General features: G+C 65.1%; 14 protein-coding genes. 11 read left to right on the top strand and 3 right to left on the bottom strand.

The genetic code is table 11. The annotated features are described in order from the left end of the window. Positions 1–30: 30 nt before the first annotated feature. Positions 31–1,338, top strand: coding sequence for a hypothetical protein (locus AC1RQP_RS29275; RefSeq protein ID WP_492940124.1), 1,308 nt, complete (start codon positions 31–33; stop codon positions 1,336–1,338). A 13-nt stretch (positions 1,339–1,351) separates the two neighbouring features. Further along, entirely contained in the window at positions 1,352–1,888 is a 537-nt protein-coding gene (locus tag AC1RQP_RS29270) for a hypothetical protein (protein WP_492940122.1), read from the top strand. 118 nt (positions 1,889–2,006) lie between these two features. Here the strand turns inward: AC1RQP_RS29270 and bamA are convergent, their stop codons facing one another. Further along, positions 2,007–4,484, bottom strand: coding sequence for an outer membrane protein assembly factor BamA (bamA, locus tag AC1RQP_RS29265; protein WP_492940385.1), 2,478 nt, complete (start codon positions 4,482–4,484; stop codon positions 2,007–2,009). 329 nt (positions 4,485–4,813) lie between these two features. Between bamA and AC1RQP_RS29260 the strand changes: the two genes are divergently transcribed. The 6 genes from AC1RQP_RS29260 (at position 4,814) to AC1RQP_RS29235 (ending at position 13,198) form a co-directional block, all read left to right on the top strand. After that, on the top strand, positions 4,814–5,182 hold the full coding sequence (locus AC1RQP_RS29260; protein WP_492940120.1) for a hypothetical protein: 369 nt from the start codon (positions 4,814–4,816) through the stop codon (positions 5,180–5,182). Between the two features lie 1,146 nt (positions 5,183–6,328). Next, on the top strand, positions 6,329–7,888 hold the full coding sequence (locus AC1RQP_RS29255) for an efflux transporter outer membrane subunit (RefSeq protein WP_492940118.1): 1,560 nt from the start codon (positions 6,329–6,331) through the stop codon (positions 7,886–7,888). Then, complete coding sequence (locus tag AC1RQP_RS29250; protein ID WP_492940116.1) at positions 7,885–9,117, top strand: efflux RND transporter periplasmic adaptor subunit; 1,233 nt, start codon at positions 7,885–7,887, stop codon at positions 9,115–9,117. Before AC1RQP_RS29255 ends, AC1RQP_RS29250 begins: the two co-directional genes overlap by 4 nt. 1 nt (position 9,118) lies before the next feature. Next, positions 9,119–11,080, top strand: a complete 1,962-nt coding sequence (locus tag AC1RQP_RS29245) for a MacB family efflux pump subunit (RefSeq protein WP_492940114.1) — start codon at positions 9,119–9,121, stop codon at positions 11,078–11,080. Between the two features lie 91 nt (positions 11,081–11,171). Further along, positions 11,172–11,885, top strand: coding sequence for a response regulator (locus AC1RQP_RS29240; RefSeq protein ID WP_239625877.1), 714 nt, complete (start codon positions 11,172–11,174; stop codon positions 11,883–11,885). Further along, complete coding sequence (locus tag AC1RQP_RS29235) at positions 11,882–13,198, top strand: ATP-binding protein (RefSeq protein ID WP_492940112.1); 1,317 nt, start codon at positions 11,882–11,884, stop codon at positions 13,196–13,198. Before AC1RQP_RS29240 ends, AC1RQP_RS29235 begins: the two co-directional genes overlap by 4 nt. Positions 13,199–13,415: 217 nt before the next feature. Here AC1RQP_RS29235 and AC1RQP_RS29230 read toward each other — a convergent pair whose 3' ends face one another. Both AC1RQP_RS29230 and AC1RQP_RS29225 read right to left on the bottom strand, forming a co-directional pair. After that, positions 13,416–14,654: a cytochrome P450 gene (locus AC1RQP_RS29230; RefSeq protein WP_492940110.1), complete on the bottom strand. Its 1,239-nt coding sequence runs from the start codon at positions 14,652–14,654 to the stop codon at positions 13,416–13,418. Positions 14,655–14,824: 170 nt separating this feature from the next. Further along, positions 14,825–15,442, bottom strand: coding sequence for a DUF1127 domain-containing protein (locus AC1RQP_RS29225; protein ID WP_492940108.1), 618 nt, complete (start codon positions 15,440–15,442; stop codon positions 14,825–14,827). A 323-nt stretch (positions 15,443–15,765) separates the two neighbouring features. Between AC1RQP_RS29225 and AC1RQP_RS29220 the strand changes: the two genes are divergently transcribed. The 3 genes from AC1RQP_RS29220 to AC1RQP_RS29210 all read left to right on the top strand — a co-directional run bounded on the left by AC1RQP_RS29220 (position 15,766) and on the right by AC1RQP_RS29210 (position 20,158). Continuing rightward, positions 15,766–17,118 (top strand): glycosyltransferase, encoded by a 1,353-nt coding sequence (locus AC1RQP_RS29220; protein WP_492940106.1) that lies wholly within the window; start codon positions 15,766–15,768, stop codon positions 17,116–17,118. A gap of 88 nt (positions 17,119–17,206) precedes the next feature. Further along, the gene (locus tag AC1RQP_RS29215; protein WP_492940104.1) at positions 17,207–18,409 is read left to right on the top strand and encodes an MFS transporter; all 1,203 of its coding nucleotides are present in this window, start codon (positions 17,207–17,209) and stop codon (positions 18,407–18,409) included. 732 nt (positions 18,410–19,141) lie between these two features. Next, positions 19,142–20,158 carry a glycosyltransferase gene (locus AC1RQP_RS29210; protein ID WP_492940102.1) on the top strand — a complete coding sequence of 339 codons (1,017 nt, stop codon included), beginning with the start codon at positions 19,142–19,144 and terminating at the stop codon, positions 20,156–20,158. The last annotated feature ends 178 nt before the right edge of the window (positions 20,159–20,336 follow it).

Raw genomic sequence — 20,336 nt, 5'->3', positions numbered from 1 at the left:
AGTCCAGGGCTGAGACCGGGGGGTACGGAATTGACGGACGAAGACCTTGATCGGCTGTTGCAGTCCGGCGGCGTGAGGCTCGGCCGGGCCCAGCGCGACCGCCTGGACTGGCTGTTCAAGCAGTACGGTGCGCCGCGCGACGATTTCAGCGAGTGCCGGCGGAGCGGCGTCATCATCCTCAAGGAGCCGCCAAGCGGTGCGGCCGCCGAGCTGTTCTACCGCTCGCTGACGCCCGCCTGCGCCGTCGTCATTCCCAGAAGCGAGAACCCCGGATTCGACTTCCTCAAGTCCAAGCTGACCGAGTTCGGCACTGTCGGCCCCTGCGGCGCGGACGGCCCGCATGAAATGTGGTGGGGCGGGATCGGATGGTCGAAGTTCCTCGCCGCCCCCGATTCATCCACCGTCCGTCCGCGGATCGTCTCCTGCTACCCGCGCGGCGGCGACGCAACAGCAGCCTTCGCGCTCCGGCATTCGCTCGAACGGTTTGACCTCGCCTGCCACATCGAGCCGATCGAGGTCCAACTCGGCGACCGCATCCTCTGCTTCGAGAAGGTCGAGTTCATGATGCGGATGTGGAACAAGTACCGCGAGCCGCTTCTGTTCGTCGAAGCCGGCGCGGTGGTGCGCGAGGCGCCGCTGCTGCCGTCCTTCCTCGGCTGCGACGTGGCCTTGCACAAGTGGAATCGCTGGGAGATGTCGGCGCGCACGCTCTATCTCGGCCGCACCAAGGCTGCGGAGATGATGCTGCGCGCCTGGCAGCAGCTCGCCGCGTCCTATCCTGCGATCTGGGAGGGCTATCTGCTCGACCAGGCCTGGAGCCTGACATCCTCGCAAGCGCCCCTCGACACCGTCTGGCTGCCACGCTCCTACCACGCGCTCCAGGGTGACCTCGGCGCGATGCGTGCCACGATCATGCACGACCAGCAAACGACGACGCTGGAGCTCGGTCCCGATCCCGGCTTTGCCGGCATCGCGCGCGCAGCCCGCCGCGCCGGACGGACCGGCGCTCGCGACGCCTTCATGGTCATGACCTCGAAAGCCGAGACCGGCCCCGGCATCGCCGTGATCCTGCGGGACGTCTCCGCCAGTGACGCTGGCGCGGTGGCTGCGACCGTGGAAGCCGTGACGGGCGCCTATGCCGCCAATTGCGGCGGCTACGGCCGGCTCGAACTGTCCCTCTGCGCCTGGCAGGACGACGTCGGCGCCGCCCGCGAAGCCGCCGCCCAGGCGCGCTGCCGCATCCTGGAGATCGCGCCGGGACAGCGCATCGCCAACGACTTCTTTGCGACCCACGCTTCCGACAAAGCGGTCATGACCGCCCGCCATCTCTTCCCCTGACGGACACCTCACGATGCTCAAGACCATCATCCTGCTCACCGACACCGTGCAACAGCAGCGGCCGCTGGCCAGTCTGCTCCGCGAACACAATCGCGATCTCACCTTCTGCTCGGCGCTGCGCGCGTCCGACCTCAGCGCGATCGAAGCCGACGTGCTGAGCGAGCCTCGGCTGGTGTCGTTTGCCGCCGACGTCGCCGCCCCGGAAAAATTCCTGCTCCGGCTCGGCTATGGTGCATACAAATTCTACGCCGCGCCGACGCAATATCCGGGCCTGCCGCCGGCGCCCGACGAGAGCGACGAGGATCCGCGCTGCTATTCCGTGATCGCGCAGTCAATGACGATCTGGCCGGATTTCAAGAAGGTGGTCGGCCTGGAGACCGTGACGATTCCCGACGGCACCTCTGATGCCGAGCGCGAGCGGATGGTGTTCTCTCGCCTCGCGCACCTGTTCTGGCAGATGTCGGGCATGATCGCCGGCGAGGCCGTCGATCTCCCTGGCATCATCGAGTCCAGTGAAAACTGGCGTCCAGCGCCCGCGATGATGAACTAAACGCCGCGAGCACGGAGCGAGGCTGCTGAGAGCACCTGGTTGTGCTCCGGCGCCGCACTCGCGATCGTCCGGCGCCCCCGCACGAAGGCCGCAGCCGCGCACAGCGGCGGGCGCCCAACTAGAACGAAGTGCCGCCCCCAAACCTGAACTCCTGAACCGTGTCGTATTTGCCTTTCGTCAGCGGAACGGCATAGTCGAAGCGCAGCGGCCCGAACGGCGAGGCCCAGATCAGGCCGACGCCGACGGACGACCGCACCAGATTGCCGTCGTCGTATTGCAGTCCGCAGGTCGGGCAGGCCTTGGTGTTGACCTCGCCCGTGGCCGACCAGGAGGTCGGCCCCTGGTAGCCCCAGAGCGATCCGGCATCGGCGTAGACCGCGCCCTTCAGGCCGACTTCCTTGGGCAGGAACCAGAACGGCATCTGCAACTCCATCGACGCGCCCCAGTATTTCGTGCCGCCGAGCGCATCGCCGCTCGAGCCCAGGCTCCAATAGGTGATGTCGCGCGGACCGATACCGTTGGACGCGAAGCCGCGCACGAGGTTCGGCCCCATCTGGAAGTGATCCAGCATGCGCAGGTCCTGGTTGCCGAGCTTGCTGAGGAGACCGCCCTGGAGATGGATCACGCTGACGATGTCGGACACGAGCGCCGTGTAGTATTTGGTATCCAACGCCGTCTTCAGATAGGTGACGTCACCGCCGACACCCGCGAAATCCTGCTTGAAGTCGACCAGCAACCCGTCCGTGGGATTCTTCGTGTTGTCGAGCGTGTTGTAGTTCAGCGTGTAGCCGAGCGCCGACGTCCAGGTCGCGCCGTTCGCCAGCTCTCTCCGGACCGGCAGACTCGACTCACCGTCGCCATAGCAGCCGTATCCGTAAACGCCCGAATCCGTGGAATTGGTCGGGTCCACGCCGCCCAGAACGCTCCTGATGTAGGCCGGCGTCGGATTGAAGGCCAGCGACGTGTTCGATGCGTTGTTGTTGCAATTGTTGTAGGCGCTGGCGAGCGTGATGCTCTGCTGATAGAGCGAATAGCGGAGCTGGAGTGAGAGATCCTCGCGCAACGCAAAGCCCAGGCGCGGAGAAAAGCCCAGCGTCGTCACGCCGTAGCTCGTGTAGCTGTTCGCCAATTGCTGGCGCCAATAGGTGTCGAATCCGAGCGCCAGGCGGTAGTCGAGCAGATAGGGCTCGACGAAGGACAGCGATATGCCGCGCGAATACTGGCCGTAGCTGACGGTCGCCTTGCCGTAGAGCCCTTTGCCGAGCAGATTGCGCTCGGAGACCGACACCTCGGCCAGCGCGCCGTCGGTGGTGGAGTAGCCGCCCGAGATCGAGAAGTCGCCGGTCGATTTCTCTTCCATGTCCACGATCAGGATGACGCGGTCGCTCGACGAGCCCGGCTCGGCCGTGATCTTCACGCTCTTGAAATAGTCGAGGTTCTTCAGCCGCCGCTCGGCACGGTCGACCAGCGCGCGGTTGTAGGCGTCCCCCTCCGAGAGATCGAATTCGCGGCGGATCACGTAGTCGCGCGTGCGCGTGTTACCGCGCAGGTTGATGCGCTCGATATAGGTTCGCGGGCCCTCGTCGACGCTGAACACGACGGAGACGGTGCGCGCCTCGAAATTGCGGTCGCCGCCGGGACGAACCAGGGCAAAGGCATAGCCGCGGCGCGAGGCCTCGATCTGCATGTCTTCGGTCGACTTCTCGACCGATTCGACGTTGTAGAGCGAACCGACATGGACGCGCGAATAGACGCGCAGCGAGGATGGATCGAAGTTCGGAATGCTCGAGCGGAAGTCGACCGCGCCGACACGATACTGCGCGCCCTCCTCGATCTTGAAGGTGACGAGAAAGCCCTTTTTCTCGGGATCGTATTCGGTGAGCGCGGCGACGACCTGGACGTCGGCGAAGCCGTTCTTGAGGTAGAAGCGGCGGATCAGGTCACGGTCGGCCTCGACCCGGTCGGGATCATAGATGTCGTTGCTGCCGAGAAAGCTGAGCAGATTGCTTTCATGCGTCTTGATGATGTCGCGCAACCGCGAGGCCGAGAAGGCGCTGTTGCCGATGAATTCGACGGACTTGACCGGCGTCTTGGCGCCCTCCTCGATCGTGAAGATGAGATCGACGCGATTGCTCGGCTGCTCGATGATTTCGGGCGTGACGCGCACGTCGTAGCGGCCGGACCGGCGATAGATCTCGGCGATACGCAGCGTGTCGGATTGTACCAGCGCCCGCGAGAAGGTCCCGCGCGGCTTGGTCTGGATCTCGGCCGAAAGTTGCTCGTCCTTGATCTTCTTGTTGCCCTCGAAGGCAACGCGGCCGATCACGGCATTTTCCGTCACCGACACCACGAGGCGGCCGCCGGACTGACTGATCTTCACGTCCTGGAACAGACCTGTCCCGATCAACGCCTTGAGTCCGTCATCGAGGGCGGATTGATCGAGGCGACCGCCGGGGCCGGGTTTGAAATACGAGCGGACCGTCTCGGCCGCCACGCGGCGATTGCCTTCGACCACAATCGTCTCCACGCTCTGCGCAGCCGCCGGCTGCGGCAACAGCACGACGGGAATTGAACTCGCAATCGATACACCACTCATCGCCACCGCGATCAGCAAGCCCCGCAACACCGACATTCCACACCTCAAGAGCACCTCTTGCTCTGAAACGAAACGGCTGTGGCCGCGATGTGGCTTTGAGATTGCTGTACTGTTTCCGGTCGTTGAAATTGATTGGCGGGTCGGCCGCGCGAATACGGCGCCCTGACGACCGCGCGAGCCTTCCGCGGCCAGCGGCCGACGTGCGGACGGTCTCGTACGGGCCGACCAGGCAAGCGCGCAGCAACATCCCGCAACGCCTGAATTCTTTACAGCCTTTGAAGTCGGTGCGAGAGGCGACGGCATCAGGAATTCGCACGGGGCATTTGCCGATGAACACGCTTGTCATGACCAGAACGGTGCTGGTCGTCCTCCTCACCTCGACCCTCACCGCTCATGCCGCAGCCACGCGCAAGCGCGATCGACAGCAAGCGACGCATGATGTGGTCTATGAGTATGGTCCGCACGGGCCCAATCGGTCCTACCAGTCCGGCCCGCATACGCGCATCTACGTAAGCAAGCGGTCGTGGCTGGATGGCGGGACCGAAGTGCTTCCCGGGGAGCGTAAGTTCACCGACTACGCCTTGCCGCCCGGCACCTCGTTCGCACGCGGGAACAACAACCGGCCGCTCGACCGTCAACCGCTGAGCCCGGATTCGGACCTGGGCGGATTTGCACAGAGGATTCCGATTTCGTGGTGATCCGGCGCTCTGGTGTCCCGGACAAGCCGCAACGCGCATGCGTTGCGGCGCAGAGCCGGGACCCAGGGCCAGGCGGCACGGCGCGGCGACGTGGACCCCGGCTCTGCAGCGCACCGCTGAAGGAGCGCTGCGCTGCGTCCGGGGCACGAGAATGGAGTATGGCGCACGCTCTGTCGACGTCGTCATTGCGAGCGCAGCGAAGCAATCCAGGCTGTCACCGCGGAGGGATTCTGGATTGCTTCGCTGCGCTCGCAATGAGAGAATGAGGCGGCGGTGCCGCTCTTCCAACACGCATGTTGTATCGCAGACACGGCTTCGCATCCTCGCAGCTCATTCCGCCCGAGCTTTGCTTCGTCGTTCCACCCTCTCGAGCCAAGAGGGCGCAGGGAAGGCCGAGTGCCGGCGGCACCCGCGGTCTGCTGCGCATAGAGCACACGCAGAAAACCGCACAGCAGCATACAGGTGAAGCCCAACACACGGCCTTCCCTGCGCGATGGTCGGACGGCTTATGCCGTGCTCTCCCGGGAGCCGAGTTCGTTCTGGCCTCCCTCACTCCCGCGGAATTCACCGGCACCGCGCCGGTTGACGCGACTGCCGCCTCCGCAAGAGCTTGACCGTAGCAACGACGGCCAGGACCACACGGTTTTGCCGCACGCGCGGTTCGTTGGCGCCACAGGGTTCGACGGCGTTGTGCACTTTGCCGCCGAAATGCTGGCACGACGAACCTGACAGCGCCGCTCGTCCGCACGCAGCTTCGGGCTCACGGAGAGCAATCCGCCCCGCCCTGACTCTCGTGCACGACGCTGCCGCGTCCACCGCAAGCCCGGCTCGCGACAATGACGACCACACGACCGCCCCTCAAGGATGAGCCGGGATGGGTGACACATACGTCAAATCCGAATTTCGGTAAAGTGGAATATTTTTGCAAGGAGGGCTTGACGCAGCGGCAAAACAGGGTCGATGTCTGGCCCGGCAGGCACCGTGCGGCGGGCCCGAGATGCCCCGCAACATCTGTTTACATCCAGCAACATTCCGGCTGCCGAAAGGCCACGATCGCGCGGCTAGTGGGCCCTGTTCGTCGTACCCTTCCGAAGGCCATGGGCACCGCACGTCCCGCGGCCAGGCCCATGGATCTCAACCGATTTGATGCCGTCACACTTGTTCGCCGCAGTTCTCACGCCATCCACAGAGGAGAACCATCACCCGACGCCGCCCCCACTGCGCGCCGGCCTGTCGCGCGCCGGATCGGCCTGCGTCGCGCTGATGCTGGGTGCCACATTGGCTGGCTGCGCCGTCGGGCCGGATTATGCCGGGCCGCCCGGGCTGGACATGCCGTCGCACTGGAGCGTGCGACCCACGTCCCGGCGGCAAGCCGGCACGCTGGATCGCTGGTGGCTGCGGCTGCGCGACCCCCTGCTCAACCAGCTGATCGAACAGGCGGTCGATGCCAACCCCGATGTCGCCAAGGCCAAGGCGGTCGTGCGCGAGGCGCGCGCAACGGTGCAACAGACCGGCGCCGGCCTGTTTCCCTCCGTCAGCGGCTCGGCCTCGGTGACCAACAACAAGACCAGCGCGGGCTCCGCCTCGGCCGTTGTCGACACAGCGCCCTACGCGCTGCACCAGGCGAGCTTCGATTCGAGCTGGGAGCTCGACCTGTTCGGCGGCACGCAACGGAGCATCGAGGCAGCGGTGCGCGGGCAGCAATCGGCAGAGGAGGATCTGCGCGACAGCCTCGTCACGCTGATCGGCGACGTTGCCGCCTATTACGTGGAGGCGCGCGGCTACCAGGCGCGGATCGCGCTGGCGCAGCGAACATCGGTCTCGCAGCGCGACACCGAAAAGCTCACCCGCAGCAAATACGAGGCCGGCAGCGGCAACGCCGTCGATCTCGCCAAGGCGACCGCACAAGCGGCGAGCACGGAGGCGAACGTTCCGACCTATCAGGCGGCGCTCGCGGCCGACATTCACCGGCTCGGCATCCTGCTCGGACGACCGCCTGACGGCGTCGCTTCGCTGATGGCACGGTCCGCGCCCGTGCCTGCACCGCGCATGCCGCTGCCCACGGGCCTGCCCGCCGATCTCCTCATGAGCCGCCCCGACGTCGCCAGCGCCGAGCGCAAGCTCGCCCAGGCTACCGCCAAGATCGGCGCGGCCGAGGCCGACCGCTATCCTGCGGTGTCGCTGACCGGCTCGGTCGGCACCTCTGCGCTGCGCGCCGGCGATCTCGCAAAATATTCCAACGTGAGCTGGTCGGTGGGCCCCTCGGTCACGGTGCCGGTGTTCGACGCGGGCAAGCGCCTGGCGACCGTCAAGATCGCCGAAGCACAACGCGACCAGGCGTTCGCGACGTTCCATTCGACCCTGCTCACCGCCTTTGAAGACGTCGAGAACGCGCTGGTGTCGATTTCGCAGGAGCGCGTTCGCGGGGTCAAGCTGGCCGAGGCAGCAAAGAACTATCGCGAGGCCGCCCGGCTGTCGCGATCGCTGTTCGAGACCGGCAGCGCCAGCTTCATCGACGTGCTGGACGCCGAACGCTCTCTCTACTCGGCTGAGGATTCGCTGATCCAGAGCAAGGTGTCCGCGGCCAAGGATTACATTTCGCTCGCGAAGGCGCTCGGCGGCGGCTGGTCCGATCCGGTCGACACATCGACGCCGATCATCGTGGACACCAATACAGGACCACACTTCCGGGAGACGGTGAAGTGACTGATATCATCACCGCCAAGCGCGTGAAGATTGCCGCCGCGGTGGTTGCCGTCGTGGCAACCGGGGTGGTGGCCGCCATGCGCTTTCCGGCGACGTCGAGCAAGGCACAGTCCTATATCACCGCGCCGGTCACCGTCAGCGATCTGCGCGAGGAGGTGCTCGCCAGCGGCACGCTCAAGCCGGCACGCCTGACTGCCGTCGGCGCGCAGGTGTCGGGCCGGATCACCGCCCTCAATGTCCGCGTCGGCGACACGGTCAAGGCCGGCGACGTCATCGCCCAGATCGACCCCGTCACCAAGCAGAACGATCTGCGCAGTTCGGAAGCTTCGCTCAAGAACTACCGCGCTCAGAAACTCGAGAAGGAAGCCGCGTTGGTGCTGGCGGAAGCCAACCTCGCGCGGCAGCAGGCGACACTGGCGCAGCGCGCCACCTCGCGCAGCGATTTCGACAGCGCGGATTCGACGGTGCGGCAGACCCGCGCCCAGATTGCCGCGCTCGAAGCTCTGATCGTGGGAGCCGAAGCCAGCGTCGAGACGGCGCGGGTCAACCTCGACTACACCAGGATCACCGCGCCCATCGACGGCACGGTGCTCGCCACCGTGGTGCAGGAGGGACAGACGGTCAACGCGGTACAGTCCGCCCCGACCATCGTCGTGCTCGGCCAGCTCGAGACCATGACGGTGCGGGCGGAGATCTCCGAGGCCGACATCGTCAAGGTCAAGCCGGGCCAGGCGCTGTATTTCACCATCCTCGGCGACCAGGACCATCGCTACGAGTCCAGGCTGGAACAGATCGAGCCGGCGCCCGAATCGATCAAGAGCGACGCCAGCTTCTCCTCGACCACCACGTCGAGTTCGAGCACGAGTTCGAGTTCATCGAGCTCCACCAGCACCGCCATCTACTACATCGGCGTCTTCAACGTCCCCAACAAGGACCTTTCGCTGCGGACCTACATGACCGCCGAGGTGCACATCATCACCGGTGAGGCCAAGCGCGTGAAGGTCATCCCCGCGCTCGCGCTGATGCGGAAATCCGACGGCCGCAGCACCGTCCGCACCCTCGATGCGTCGGGTGACGTGCGCGAGCGCGAGGTCAAGACCGGCCTCAATGACCGCACCACGGTCGAGATCAGGTCCGGCCTCGATGAGGGCGACCGGGTCGTCACCGGAGAAGCCAGCGAGCAGACCGCATCGCGCAGCATGCCCGGCGGCACGCCGGGAGGTCCCTGAGATGGCCGATCCGATCATCGCTCTCGAGAACGTCAGGCGGGAATTCTCAGCCGGCGACACGCGCGTGGTTGCGCTCGACGATTTGTCGCTGCGCATCCAGCCCGGCGAGATGGTGGCGATCATCGGCTCGTCCGGATCGGGCAAATCGACGCTGCTCAACATCCTTGGCTGCCTCGACCGCCCGACCTCCGGCACCTATCGCGTCGCCGGCAAGAACGCCTCCGAACTCGACGCAGACGAGCTGGCGGCACTGCGGCGCGAGCATTTCGGCTTCATCTTCCAGCGCTATCATTTGCTCGGCGACCTCTCCGCGGCCGAGAACGTCGAGATCCCGGCGATCTATGCCGGGATGAAAGCCCGGGAGCGCCGCACGCGCGCAGAGCAGCTGCTCGCAAGGCTTGCCGTGGACGACCGGCGCGGCCACCGCCCGAACCAGCTATCGGGCGGCCAGCAGCAGCGCGTCTCGATCGCACGGGCGCTGATCAACGGCGCCGAAGTCATCCTGGCGGACGAGCCGACCGGCGCGCTCGACCGGCGCAGCGGCGAGGAGGTCCTGAAGATCCTGAAGGAGCTGCACGGCGAGGGACGGACGATCATCATCGTTACCCACGATGCCGACGTCGCCGCGCGGGCCGAGCGCATCATCGAGCTGCGCGACGGCAGGATCGTTTCCGATCGCCGCACCGAGACCGCGGGCGCATCGGCGCCGCCTGTTGCGGCGGCTCGTGCCGCATGGGATAGCAGCCCCGGCTGGCCCGGCGCGCTGCGGCGCCTGCGGGAAGCCACGCGGATGGCGCTGGTGGCGATGGCCGCGCACCGGCTGCGCGCCTTCCTGACCATGCTCGGAATCATCATCGGCATCGCGGCAGTGTCCTCCGTGGTTGCGCTCGGCAACGCCTCACAGCGCAAGGTGCTGTCGGACATCTCGAATCTCGGCACCAACACGATCGAGGTGTTTCCGGGCAAGGATTTTGGTGACGCGCGCGCCGGCAAGATCAAGACCCTCGTGCTGGACGATGCCCGCGCGCTCGGCCGGCAGGAATTCATTGCCGGTGTCACCCCGACGGTGTCGACCAGCACGACGGTGCGCTATCGCGGCAGCGAGTCCAACGTGCTCGTGAACGGCGTCGGCGAGAGCTATTTCCAGGTCAAGGGCGCCAAGCTGGCGAAAGGCCGCCTGTTCGACTCCGACGCGGTGCGCAACATCGAGCGGCAAGCCGTCATCGACGACAACACCCGCAAGACCTTTTTCGCCGACGACCAGACCTCGGGGATCGGCCGCGTCATCTGGCTCGGCAAGGTGCCCTGCCGCATCGTCGGCGTCATCGCCCAGCAGCAGGGCGGCTTCGGCTCGAACCAGAATCTCTCGGTCTATCTTCCCTACACCACCGTACAGGCGCAGTTCACGGGCGACCGCTCGCTTCGCAGCATCCTGCTCCGGATCAGCGACGAGATCTCGACCACGCTGGCTCAGGATGCGGTCACCACGCTCTTGACGAAGCGGCACAATACCAGGGATTTCGTCATCCTCAATACCGACGACATCCGCCGCACCATCACCAGCACGACGCAGACCCTGGCGTTCCTCGTGGCGGCGATCGCGGTGATCTCGCTGGTCGTCGGCGGCATCGGCGTGATGAACATCATGCTGGTGTCCGTCTCCGAGCGAATCAACGAAATCGGCGTGCGCATGGCGGTCGGCGCCAGGCGCAGCGACATCCTCCAGCAGTTCCTGGTGGAGGCGACCCTGATTTCGTCGATCGGCGGCATCGCCGGCATTCTCGTCGCGATGCTGCTCGGCCTTGCCATCAACCTTGCCGTGCCCGGCTTTGAGGTCAGCTATTCGACGTTCTCGATCGGCGCGGCATTCCTGACCTCGACCGGGATCGGGGTGGCCTTCGGCTTCTTCCCCGCCCGCCGTGCCGCCTTCCTGGATCCCGTGGTGGCGTTGAGCCGTGACTGACCGTAGGATTGCAGACATGACCGTAGTTCTTCGGGCGAGACAATCGTCCGCAAATCGACCAACGATCGGCAGCCCCGATGCGATCTCAAACATGACCAACGGCACCCAGAACATCCTGATCGTCGAGGATGACCGGCAGACCCGCGACCTCATCGCGCGCTATCTGCGGGAGCATTCGTTCGAGGTTCATCTGGTCACGAACGGCAGGGAGATGGACCGGCATCTCTCGCAGAACCGGGTGGACCTGATCGTGCTCGACCTGATGCTGCCGGGCGAGGACGGTCTGAGCCTCTGCCGCCGCGTGCGCATGGAATCCATGACGCCGATCATCATCCTCACCGCGAAGGGCGAGGATCTCGACCGGATCCTCGGTCTCGAGATGGGGGCAGACGACTATCTGCCGAAGCCGTTCAACCCGCGCGAGCTTCTCGCCAGGATCAACGCTGTGCTGCGCCGCCAGGCGAGCGGCCGTGCCGCCGGCGGCGCGGCGACACGCCTGAAATTCCTGGGCTGGATCATCGATCTTCGTTTGCGGGAGTTGCGCGACCCCGAGGGCGCGCAGGTGCCGCTGACCAGCGCCGAGTTCGATCTGCTGCAGGCTTTCTGCGAACGGGCCGGACGCATCCTCACCCGCGACAATCTCCTGAGCGTGACGCGCGGCCGGCCCGGCGGCAGCTTCGGCCGCAGCATCGACGTGCTGGTCAGCCGGTTGCGCCGCAAGCTCGACCGCACCCAAGACACGTCCGTGATCAAGACCGTCCGCACCGGCGGCTACATCTTCACGCCGGTGGTGGAGGAAGCATGAGACGCGCCGCCGACATCGTCGCGCTGTTCAGCTTCAGGCGAATCAGCGGCCAGATCGCGGCCCTGGTTCTGGGATCACTGATCCTGATCCATCTGCTGATTGCCGGATATTTTCTGCTCAACCGGCCGAACGTTCTGACGGACAGCCCCTTGGAGCAGTTCGAGCTGGTTGTGAGGATCATCGTCAATACGCCGCAGGAACAGCGAGATGTCGTTCTCGAGAACGTCAGCCGTACCTTTCCGGCGCTGAAGCTGCAATTGAGAAAGGATGTTTCCGCCTCCACCGCTCCATTGCCGGAGCGGACGCGCATGGCCACCCCCTCGACTATTGAAGGCCCGGTCGATCTCATTCGCGGTCCCACACCGGAAGACAATCGCCTCTGGTTCTATCTGGCAAACGGCGACGTGCTCGAGGCGACGATCGGGACATTCAAGATGCCTGCCTTCGTGAGCGGCCTCTGGACGAGCACGCTCCTGTTCCTGGTGGCAAGCGTGACGCTGCTCGGCGTCTGGGCCGGCCGCGCGCTCAGTTCGCCCCTGTCGGCCTTCGCGCGCGCAGCGGAGGACTTCAGCTTGAATCGCTCGTCCGAGCCGTTGCCTGAAAACGGTCCGGAGGAAATCCGATCCGCGGCGAGAGCGCTCAACCGGATGCGCGAGCGCGTCACCGCACTGATGAACGATAGAACTCGAATGCTGGCCGCCATCAGCCACGACCTGCGCACCCCGATCACGCGCCTGCGGCTACGCTCGGAATACATCGAGGATCCGGCACAGCGCACCCAGACCGTACGCGACCTCGATCAGATGCAGTCGATGCTGGAGTCGGTGCTCTCGCTGCTGCGCAGTGAAAGTGCTGCCAGACCGACACTGGTCGACGTTGCCGCGCTGCTCCAGATGGTTTGCGACCAGTTCTCCGATAGCGGCTACGCGGTGCACTATCTTGGTCCGGACAGAGCCGCATTCATCGTCCGGCCGGACGAGATCATCCGCGCGGTCACAAACCTGGTCGAGAACGCCACACGCTTCGGAACCGAAGTCGGCGTCGAGCTCCTGATCTCCGGAAACCAGATCGTCATCGACGTCGTCGACGACGGCCCTGGAATACCCGATGAGAGGAAGGCGGCGATGCTGGAACCCTTCGTGCGAGGAGAGGAAGCCCGCACCATGGACGAAACGGCGGGATTTGGCCTCGGCCTCTCGATCACGCAGGCGATCGTGACCGCGCATGGCGGAAGGCTGCTGCTGCTCGACAATGAACCGAGGGGTCTTCGCGTTCGCCTGCTGCTTTCCAATGCAGACCGTAGCCACGCCTGAAGCCGCCGATCCGCATCGTTGCGGAAGCAAGGGCGGGCGGTGCCCTTGCTCCTGTGAACACTCATCACTTGACTTGCCCCCTGTCCTCCACGGCGTGGACGAGCGCGGGCCGACCGCCCTCATCTGTCGCGCCGCATCAGAGGAGCTCTCGGCACTGGTTTTGGATCCCCGCGCCTCTGGGAGGCAGGCCCTTCGCCGTGCGCGGCCTCGTCCGGTGTCACCGCCGCCAGGATATTCGCATGGTGTCGAGGCGACGGATGCCGCTGTGCCCCCTGATCGCTGGCGCATCATCCAATCGGAGCTGAGGAATGCGGGCCGCGAGCGCCGCCAGGCTCTCCTCGAGCTCGATCCGCGCCAGCGCTTCGCCGATACAACGATGGGCACCGGCTCCGAAGGCGGGCAGCAACCGTGGTTGGTCGGTTCGACGGATGTCGAAGACGTCGGGCCGTTCATAGGCCTCTTCGTCACGCGCGGCGGACATGGTCGACAGGATGACGAGTTGCCGTGCCGGGAGCACAGCGCCGCCAACCTCGATGTCTTCAGCCGTCACCCTGATGAACGATGCCACGCTCGGCTCGAATCGCATCGCCTCCGCAACTGCCCCCGGAATCAATGAGGGATCGCGACATACCGCCTCCCATTGCTCCCGGTGCTGGAGCAGAAGCGCCAATTGCATGACGATGGCGACGCGAGTCGTGTCGGTGCCGCCGACGATCAACTGCACGATCTGGAATATGATCTCGAGAGGTGACAACTCACCTGCTGCGTCGGCCTTTCCAAGGAAATCCGAGAGGAAATCGTCCCGAGGGGCGCGCCGCCGATCTTCGATCGTCTTCTCCACGTAGGCGCGCAACTGTCGGCACGCCACCTCCGATTCGGGGATATCGTCCGGCAATATGCTGGCGCTGAGGAATCGAGTCACCGCGTAGACGAGTTCTGTAAAGGATGGGATATCGGTTCGCGGCAGGCCGAGCAGATCGCCAATGACCTGGGCGGGAAGCTGAGCTGCGAACCGACCGACAAATTCGACCTGACCATCGGCATACCAGCTCTCGATCAGCTGCTCCGAGGAGCGTCGTATGTGCGGCCGCAGATCGGCCATCACACGGGCCGCAAAGCTTCTGGAGAACGGTGAGCGCCGGCGGCGGTGAACGGCACCGTTCGCGGTGAGCATTCCGTGCGCGAAGAGGTCAAACAGCGCTCCCTCCGTGACACCGAACAACTCCGGGTGGGCGGTTTCGGATGCTGCTATACGGACATCACTGCCAAGCCGCTCAATGTCGGCATGGCGGAGCACGAGGTAACCTCCCGTCTCGTGCCTGACAAAGGGATAGGCGGCACGATACTTGCGGAACATTCCGTGAGGATCCGCGTCGAGGTCTGCCGCACTGAGCATGGGCAGGTCCTCAACAGCGGCGAGAGCTGCCCGATCGTCGGCGCCGACAACTTCTGCCATTGGGGTTCTCTTGTCCTTGACTGCGATTTCTCCTCCCTAGGCCTGGCGCGTTACGTCTCGATTGCCGGACAGTCGAAATTCGTTGCAATCGTAACGGACGGCCGCGCGATCGCCTGCCTGTCAGCGCGGCGCGACCCAGGTTCAGTCTGGCGATGGCAAGATCGCCCGCCTCAGCAATCATGGAAGTACCGCACTGCCCATTCGATCTCCGAACGGCCGTGGATTCCGAGATCGCGCAACGTCCGGTCGTCGAGCTCCATCAGAGCGGCAACAGTTCTTCTGATCTCCCGCTCTCGACGCAAATGCGACAGCAAGACCGTCAGCATCCCACCGGTCGAACGCAGCCAATTCCAACGTCGCGCGGGTTGCGCGTCGCGCGGCAGGACGCCGCCGCATTTGACGGCGTCGCCGTTGCGCTCGGCGCCATCGCCACCACTGCTGCGCACCGGCTCTGCCGGTTCACTGATCTGCCGGTCCGTCGCCCAGTCATTTCGTGCCGCCAGTATCGCGTGAGCCGGCATGGCCGCGGCCGGATGCAACGCTGCACCATAGAGCACAAACCCTTCCATGAAGGACAAGATCACCGACCACAACATGCCGACCCGGTCCGGCGCGGCTTCAGCCGGCGCCGGATGCGAACCAGTGTCCGCGAGCTCCTGCCTCCCGCTACGGCCAGCACCGAGACCAGCCGTACCGCGGTCATCGGGCCATGCGGCCAAATCTTGGCCATCGAGCTCCCCGTCAACCGGGCGGACAAGCCGGACCATACTGCGAGAATGCGACTTCATCGTAGATCTCCCACGCATTGTTCGTGGGAGCCTATGTGCGGGCCGGCCGTTACACCGAGATCACCGTCATCGGCAAAGAGGCTACAGTTGCAATCCGCCGGCCGCGTTTGGCACGGATCTACAGTGCCGGAAGGCGCGGCGACTCCATTGCCGCCCGCGTGACGCCAGCCTCGGTCACGCCACGTTGCGTTACCGATGTAACCATTCGATGGCCGGCGGAAGCATTGGTGTAACGGCGATCCCGTCAACTCGCTCTGCGCTCTGCGCAATCGCTCGGCCGCCCTGTTGCGACCGTGCACCGATCCATCAAGAGGTCAGCTCCCATGAAGATTCTTATCGCTTCGACACCTGCGACGGGCCATCTCAATCCACTGCTGGCGATCACGCAGATCCTGACTGCCGAAGGCCACGAGATTGCCCTTGTGACAGGCACCGCCTTTCGTGCCCGCGTCGAAGCCAACGGGGTCAGGTTCTTTCCTCTTCCCGAGGGCGCGGACTTCGATCCGAACGACGTCTTCTCGTTGGTCCCCGAACTCAAGACCATTCCCCCGGGGCCGGAGTGGCTTCGTGTTGTTTGCGAGCGCATCTTCGTCGACGCCATTCCGGCCCAGCACCAGGGGCTGCTGGAGGCGTTGCGGCAATTTCCGGCGGACATCATTGTCGCCGACGACATGTTCTTCGGCATACTGCCGATCCTGCTCGGACCGCGATCGCATCGGCCTCCCGTCGCGCTCTGCGGCACGTCGATTCTGCATTGGGCGCGCGAGGACGGCGCGCCCAATTTTCTCGGCTTGCCGCCGGCAAGGACCGACGAGGACCGCGATCGGTATGCGGCCCTGGCGCGGGACTATGACGCGACGGTCGATCAGCCGGTATTGTTGCGCCTGAACCGCGCCTTGAAGGGGCTCGGGGTCGGGCCGATAGCAATGCCGCTATTCCATTCCGTGGTCGCTCTCGCAGATTCTTATCTGCAATTGTCGGTGCCGACTTTCGAATTTCCACGCGACATGCCGTCTTCGGTGAATTTCGTCGGCACGCCTCCGATCATTACCAACCAGGTCTCGCCGCCGGCCTGGGCCGAGGACCTCGACGGCTCGCGCAAGGTCGTGCTCGTGACGCAGGGCACGGTGGCCAATCACAACCTCAATCTGCTGGTCGCCCCGACGCTGGCGGCGCTCGCCGACGAGCCCGACATCCTGGTGATCGCGACGGCAGGCGGCCGTCCAGTCGACGCCATTCCCGGCAAGGTGCCGTCGAACGCCCGCGTCGCTAGCTATTTGCCGTTCGAATGGCTGCTGCCGAAGGTCGACGTGCTCGTCACCAACGGCGGCTATGGCAGCGTCAACCCGGCCATGAGCTTCGGCATTCCCCTGGTTACCGCGGGACTGACCGAAGACAAGGCCGACGTCAACGCGCGGGTCGCATGGTCCGGCGTCGGCATCGACCTCGCGACCAACGAGCCGACGCCGGAAGCCTTGCGCGAGGCGGTGCGGACGGTGCTCGACCAGCCGCGCTATCGATTGCGCGCGTCGCAGATCGCGGACGAGTACGCAGGAATCGATACGCGGACGGAAATTCTCCGGATCATCGGCGAACTCGTTACCGACCAGACCAAGCTGTTACGCCTCCGCGCGGCCGTGCCGAGCCGGGGCCGGCGCGCCGGGCGGCGCGGATGATCCGATTGCCGAACTGAGCCATGGAGGGCGGTGCGACCGTCCTCCGTCGTTCCATCAGTGTTCGTCGGAAGCCATCGGAAGTTCGTTCATGCGCATCAAGCCTGAATCCTTCGCCTTCATGGTGCTGCTCGGGCTGCTGGCGGCCGTGCCATATTCCGGCATCGACATCAATCTGCCGGCACTGGCGGCCACCGGCTCCACGTTTGGCGTGAGCGCGTCAGACGTCGGGTTGACGACGAGTGCCTTCATGCTCAGCCTAGCAACAGCGCCGCTGATCTATGGACCCGCCTCCGACCGCCTTGGCCGCAAGCCGATCCTGGCATTCGGCCTCGCGCTGTTCGTCGCCGCCAGTTTCGGCTGCGCGCTTGCTTCCTCGCTGCCGGTTCTGCTGGTGTGCCGTTTCATTCAAGGTATCGGCGCCGCCGCAACCGCAACCACCTTTGCCATCATACGCGACCTCTTCGACGGCACCGCGGCACGAGGCAGGATCGCCAACGTCATGGTCACAGTCAACGTTGCGACCCTGATCGCGCCGACGGCGGGCGCTGCCCTGCTGGCGGCTGCCGGCTGGCAATCGATCTATGCGACCCAGGCCGCGATGGGTTTCGCGCTGCTGGTGGTGGTGATGTTTCGCTTCGCTGAAAGTGCGACCATCGCGCCATCCGCCCGCCTGGTGCCCGCGGCCGTGATTGACAGCTATCGCCGCGTCCTGACGCATCCGGTTTCGCTCCCCTACATCCTGGTCGGTGCAGCGGGCGGCGCGATGGTGTTTGCCTACGTCACCGGCGCCTCGCTCTTCTTCGTCGGGGCCATCGGGCTCTCGCCCGAGCAGTTCGGCCTGATCTTCAGCGCCTGCTCGGCGTCCGTGATGGGCGGCGCCTTCCTCGACGGACAGCTCGGCCGGCGCGGGATATCTTCGGCATGCATGCTTGCCACGGGGCTGACGCTGTCGTCGGCGGCCAGCGTCGTCCTGCTCGCGATGACATTGACCGGCTGGATGCCCACGGTGCCTGTCACCGCGCTGCTGATGGCGGTGGCGCTCGGCTTCGGACTCAGCGTGCCGAACGTGGTGAGCGCGACGATGCAGCACTTTCCCGACATCGCCGGCGCCGTCAGCGCTGCTGCCGGAAGCATCCAGCTAATCGCCGGTGCCATATCGAGCGGACTGGTGGCGGCTTGCTTCGACGGCCGGACCGCGCTCTCGACGACGGCGGTCATGGCTGCGTCCGCGCTCCTCGCGCTCGTCCTGTATTTCCTGGTCGCGCGTCCCGCCGACCGTCGTCTGCAATGATAGACGATCGAGCGGCTGATGCGCGCCGGCTCGACGCCGAAATCGACCGCAAGCTGATCATCTGGCGGCTGCTGATCATGCCTAAAGGCGGCGGCTCGTGACTAGCCCGCCGCTTGGGCTCGCGTAAGAAACACCTTCTTTCGCCGCGTTCAACGCCATTGTTTCCTCCTGCAGGAGCAGCCATGCGGATCAATTAATTCGCACGAAACTGTGACAGCGATCGCCGAGCGGTAGCCGCGGTGAACGCTGCACATGATCGCGCGCGCCATTCTTACAGAGGTAACCATTTCGTCTCGACCAGACATCATTCGGTAGCAGCATTGCCCCATCGTTGGCGCCAGCGCGGCTACACCCGCGGTCAAGCAATTGTCCCAACGCCTGCTCCAGTCGCGAAAGGAACGATTGCGTCAGTGAGTTTCGCGACATGATGAGGCTTCTGGAATGTTCTACCATTTTCTGCTGGCATCGTGGGGCACATTGGGAAATCTCAGCCCTCTCCTGACTGCGGGACGGAAGCTGCGCCGGAATGGTCATCATGTCCGGGTGATGGCGGATCCGGCAATGCGTGCCGAAGTCGAGAGCGCCGACTTCGAATTCGTGACATGGCGCCGCGCCCCGACGGGAGAGGCCGCCGATCCGACAGATTTCTCGGACATGCTGCAATGGATACGCCGCGTGGTATTCGATCCTTGCTCGGCCTATGCGGCCGATATCCGTGACGAAATTCGCCGCGTGCCGACGGATGCGGTTCTCAGCGTCGACTTGTTGTTCGGCGCCGCGCTCGGAGCGGAGGCATCGGACGTGCCCCTCGCTCTTCTATCCCCCCATGTCAGCCTGCGGACCCTGCCGGGAATGCCGCCGGCCACGAGCGGGTTGGGCCAGCCGAAAACTCCGCAAGAGCGAGCCGAAGTCGACGTGGCCAATGCCGCCGTGTCCCGGATGCTGAATTCGTTTCTCCCCCTTCTCAACCGGGCCCGCGTCGATCTGGGACTCGCCCCGCTCGCGGATGTCATGCACCTGTTCGATCGGGCTGACCGGCTCCTGCTCGCGACCAGTCGGGCGTTCGACTTTCAGGCTGATGCTCTGCCGCACAATTTCCGGTATGTCGGACCGCTGCTCGACGTGCCGAACTGGTCCAAAGGCACGCCCAGTTCGCAGCAAGCGGCCACCGGGCCAGCATCGTCCGTGCGATCGGGGCGCCGCCGCGTCTTGATCGCTTGCAGCACCGGCGCGCAAGGCCAGCGCGACCTCTTTCAACGCGTCGTCAACGCGATGGGTATGCTCGATATCGATGCCATCGCGACCACTGGCCCCAATCTGAAGGTTACAGATCTGCGGGCTCCGCAGAACGTGCAATTGATGAGCGGCGCTCCCCATGACCTGATCATGCAAGACGTTTCTGCGGTGGTGTCGCAAGGCGGCCACGGAACCGTCACCCGTTCGCTCCTCAACGGCTTGCCGCAGCTCGTTCTTCCGATGGGGCGGGATCAGGCTGCGAACGCGGCGCGGGTCGAGGCCAAGGGCGCCGGGCTTCGATTGCCTCCAACGGCCTCGCAGATGGAGATCGCCGCGGCCGTGGACCGGCTGATCGCCGAGCCGCAATTCACGACGACGGCTCGCTTCCTCGGCGAGGCCATCAAGGTCGATATCGATCGGTCCTGCCTCGTCGACGAGATGGAGACCATCGCCGCCGCCGGCCGCCGAATGAGACGGCCGTCCCCTGCAACGACGGCGTCTCGTCGCGCCTGACGAACCCTCGATGCGGCCGCCCGCCCATGGTCAGCCCGGCTCCGTTCACCGACGCCGGGAAATGTTCCGAGCGTTCGCAAGAGCCGCCGCGCTTCGCCAACGAAAGCGACCTCTGACCTTGCGCATTTACCGCGTTGAGATCCATCAGCGCGCCCTCAGCGAGCCATGATGTTTGATA

It is taken from the genome of Bradyrhizobium sp. GW821-FHT13H06 (assembly GCF_058803975.1).
Note: the sequence above shows the minus strand (reverse complement) of the source record. Positions and strands in the feature narration are given on the sequence as shown.

Bases quoted from the DNA above. Each gene is read 5' to 3' on its own strand.
- AC1RQP_RS29270 (WP_492940122.1), top strand. From the start codon at position 1,352: ATGCTCAAGACCATCATCCTGCTCACCGACACCGTGCAACAGCAGCGG.
- AC1RQP_RS29235 (WP_492940112.1), top strand. From the start codon at position 11,882: ATGAGACGCGCCGCCGACATCGTCGCGCTGTTCAGCTTCAGGCGAATC.
- AC1RQP_RS29255 (WP_492940118.1), top strand. From the start codon at position 6,329: ATGCCGTCACACTTGTTCGCCGCAGTTCTCACGCCATCCACAGAGGAG.
- bamA (WP_492940385.1), bottom strand. From the start codon at position 4,484: ATGAGTGGTGTATCGATTGCGAGTTCAATTCCCGTCGTGCTGTTGCCG.
- AC1RQP_RS29225 (WP_492940108.1), bottom strand. From the start codon at position 15,442: ATGAAGTCGCATTCTCGCAGTATGGTCCGGCTTGTCCGCCCGGTTGAC.
- AC1RQP_RS29230 (WP_492940110.1), bottom strand. From the start codon at position 14,654: ATGGCAGAAGTTGTCGGCGCCGACGATCGGGCAGCTCTCGCCGCTGTT.
- AC1RQP_RS29240 (WP_239625877.1), top strand. From the start codon at position 11,172: ATGACCAACGGCACCCAGAACATCCTGATCGTCGAGGATGACCGGCAG.
- AC1RQP_RS29245 (WP_492940114.1), top strand. From the start codon at position 9,119: ATGGCCGATCCGATCATCGCTCTCGAGAACGTCAGGCGGGAATTCTCA.
- AC1RQP_RS29215 (WP_492940104.1), top strand. From the start codon at position 17,207: ATGCGCATCAAGCCTGAATCCTTCGCCTTCATGGTGCTGCTCGGGCTG.
- AC1RQP_RS29260 (WP_492940120.1), top strand. From the start codon at position 4,814: ATGAACACGCTTGTCATGACCAGAACGGTGCTGGTCGTCCTCCTCACC.
- AC1RQP_RS29220 (WP_492940106.1), top strand. From the start codon at position 15,766: ATGAAGATTCTTATCGCTTCGACACCTGCGACGGGCCATCTCAATCCA.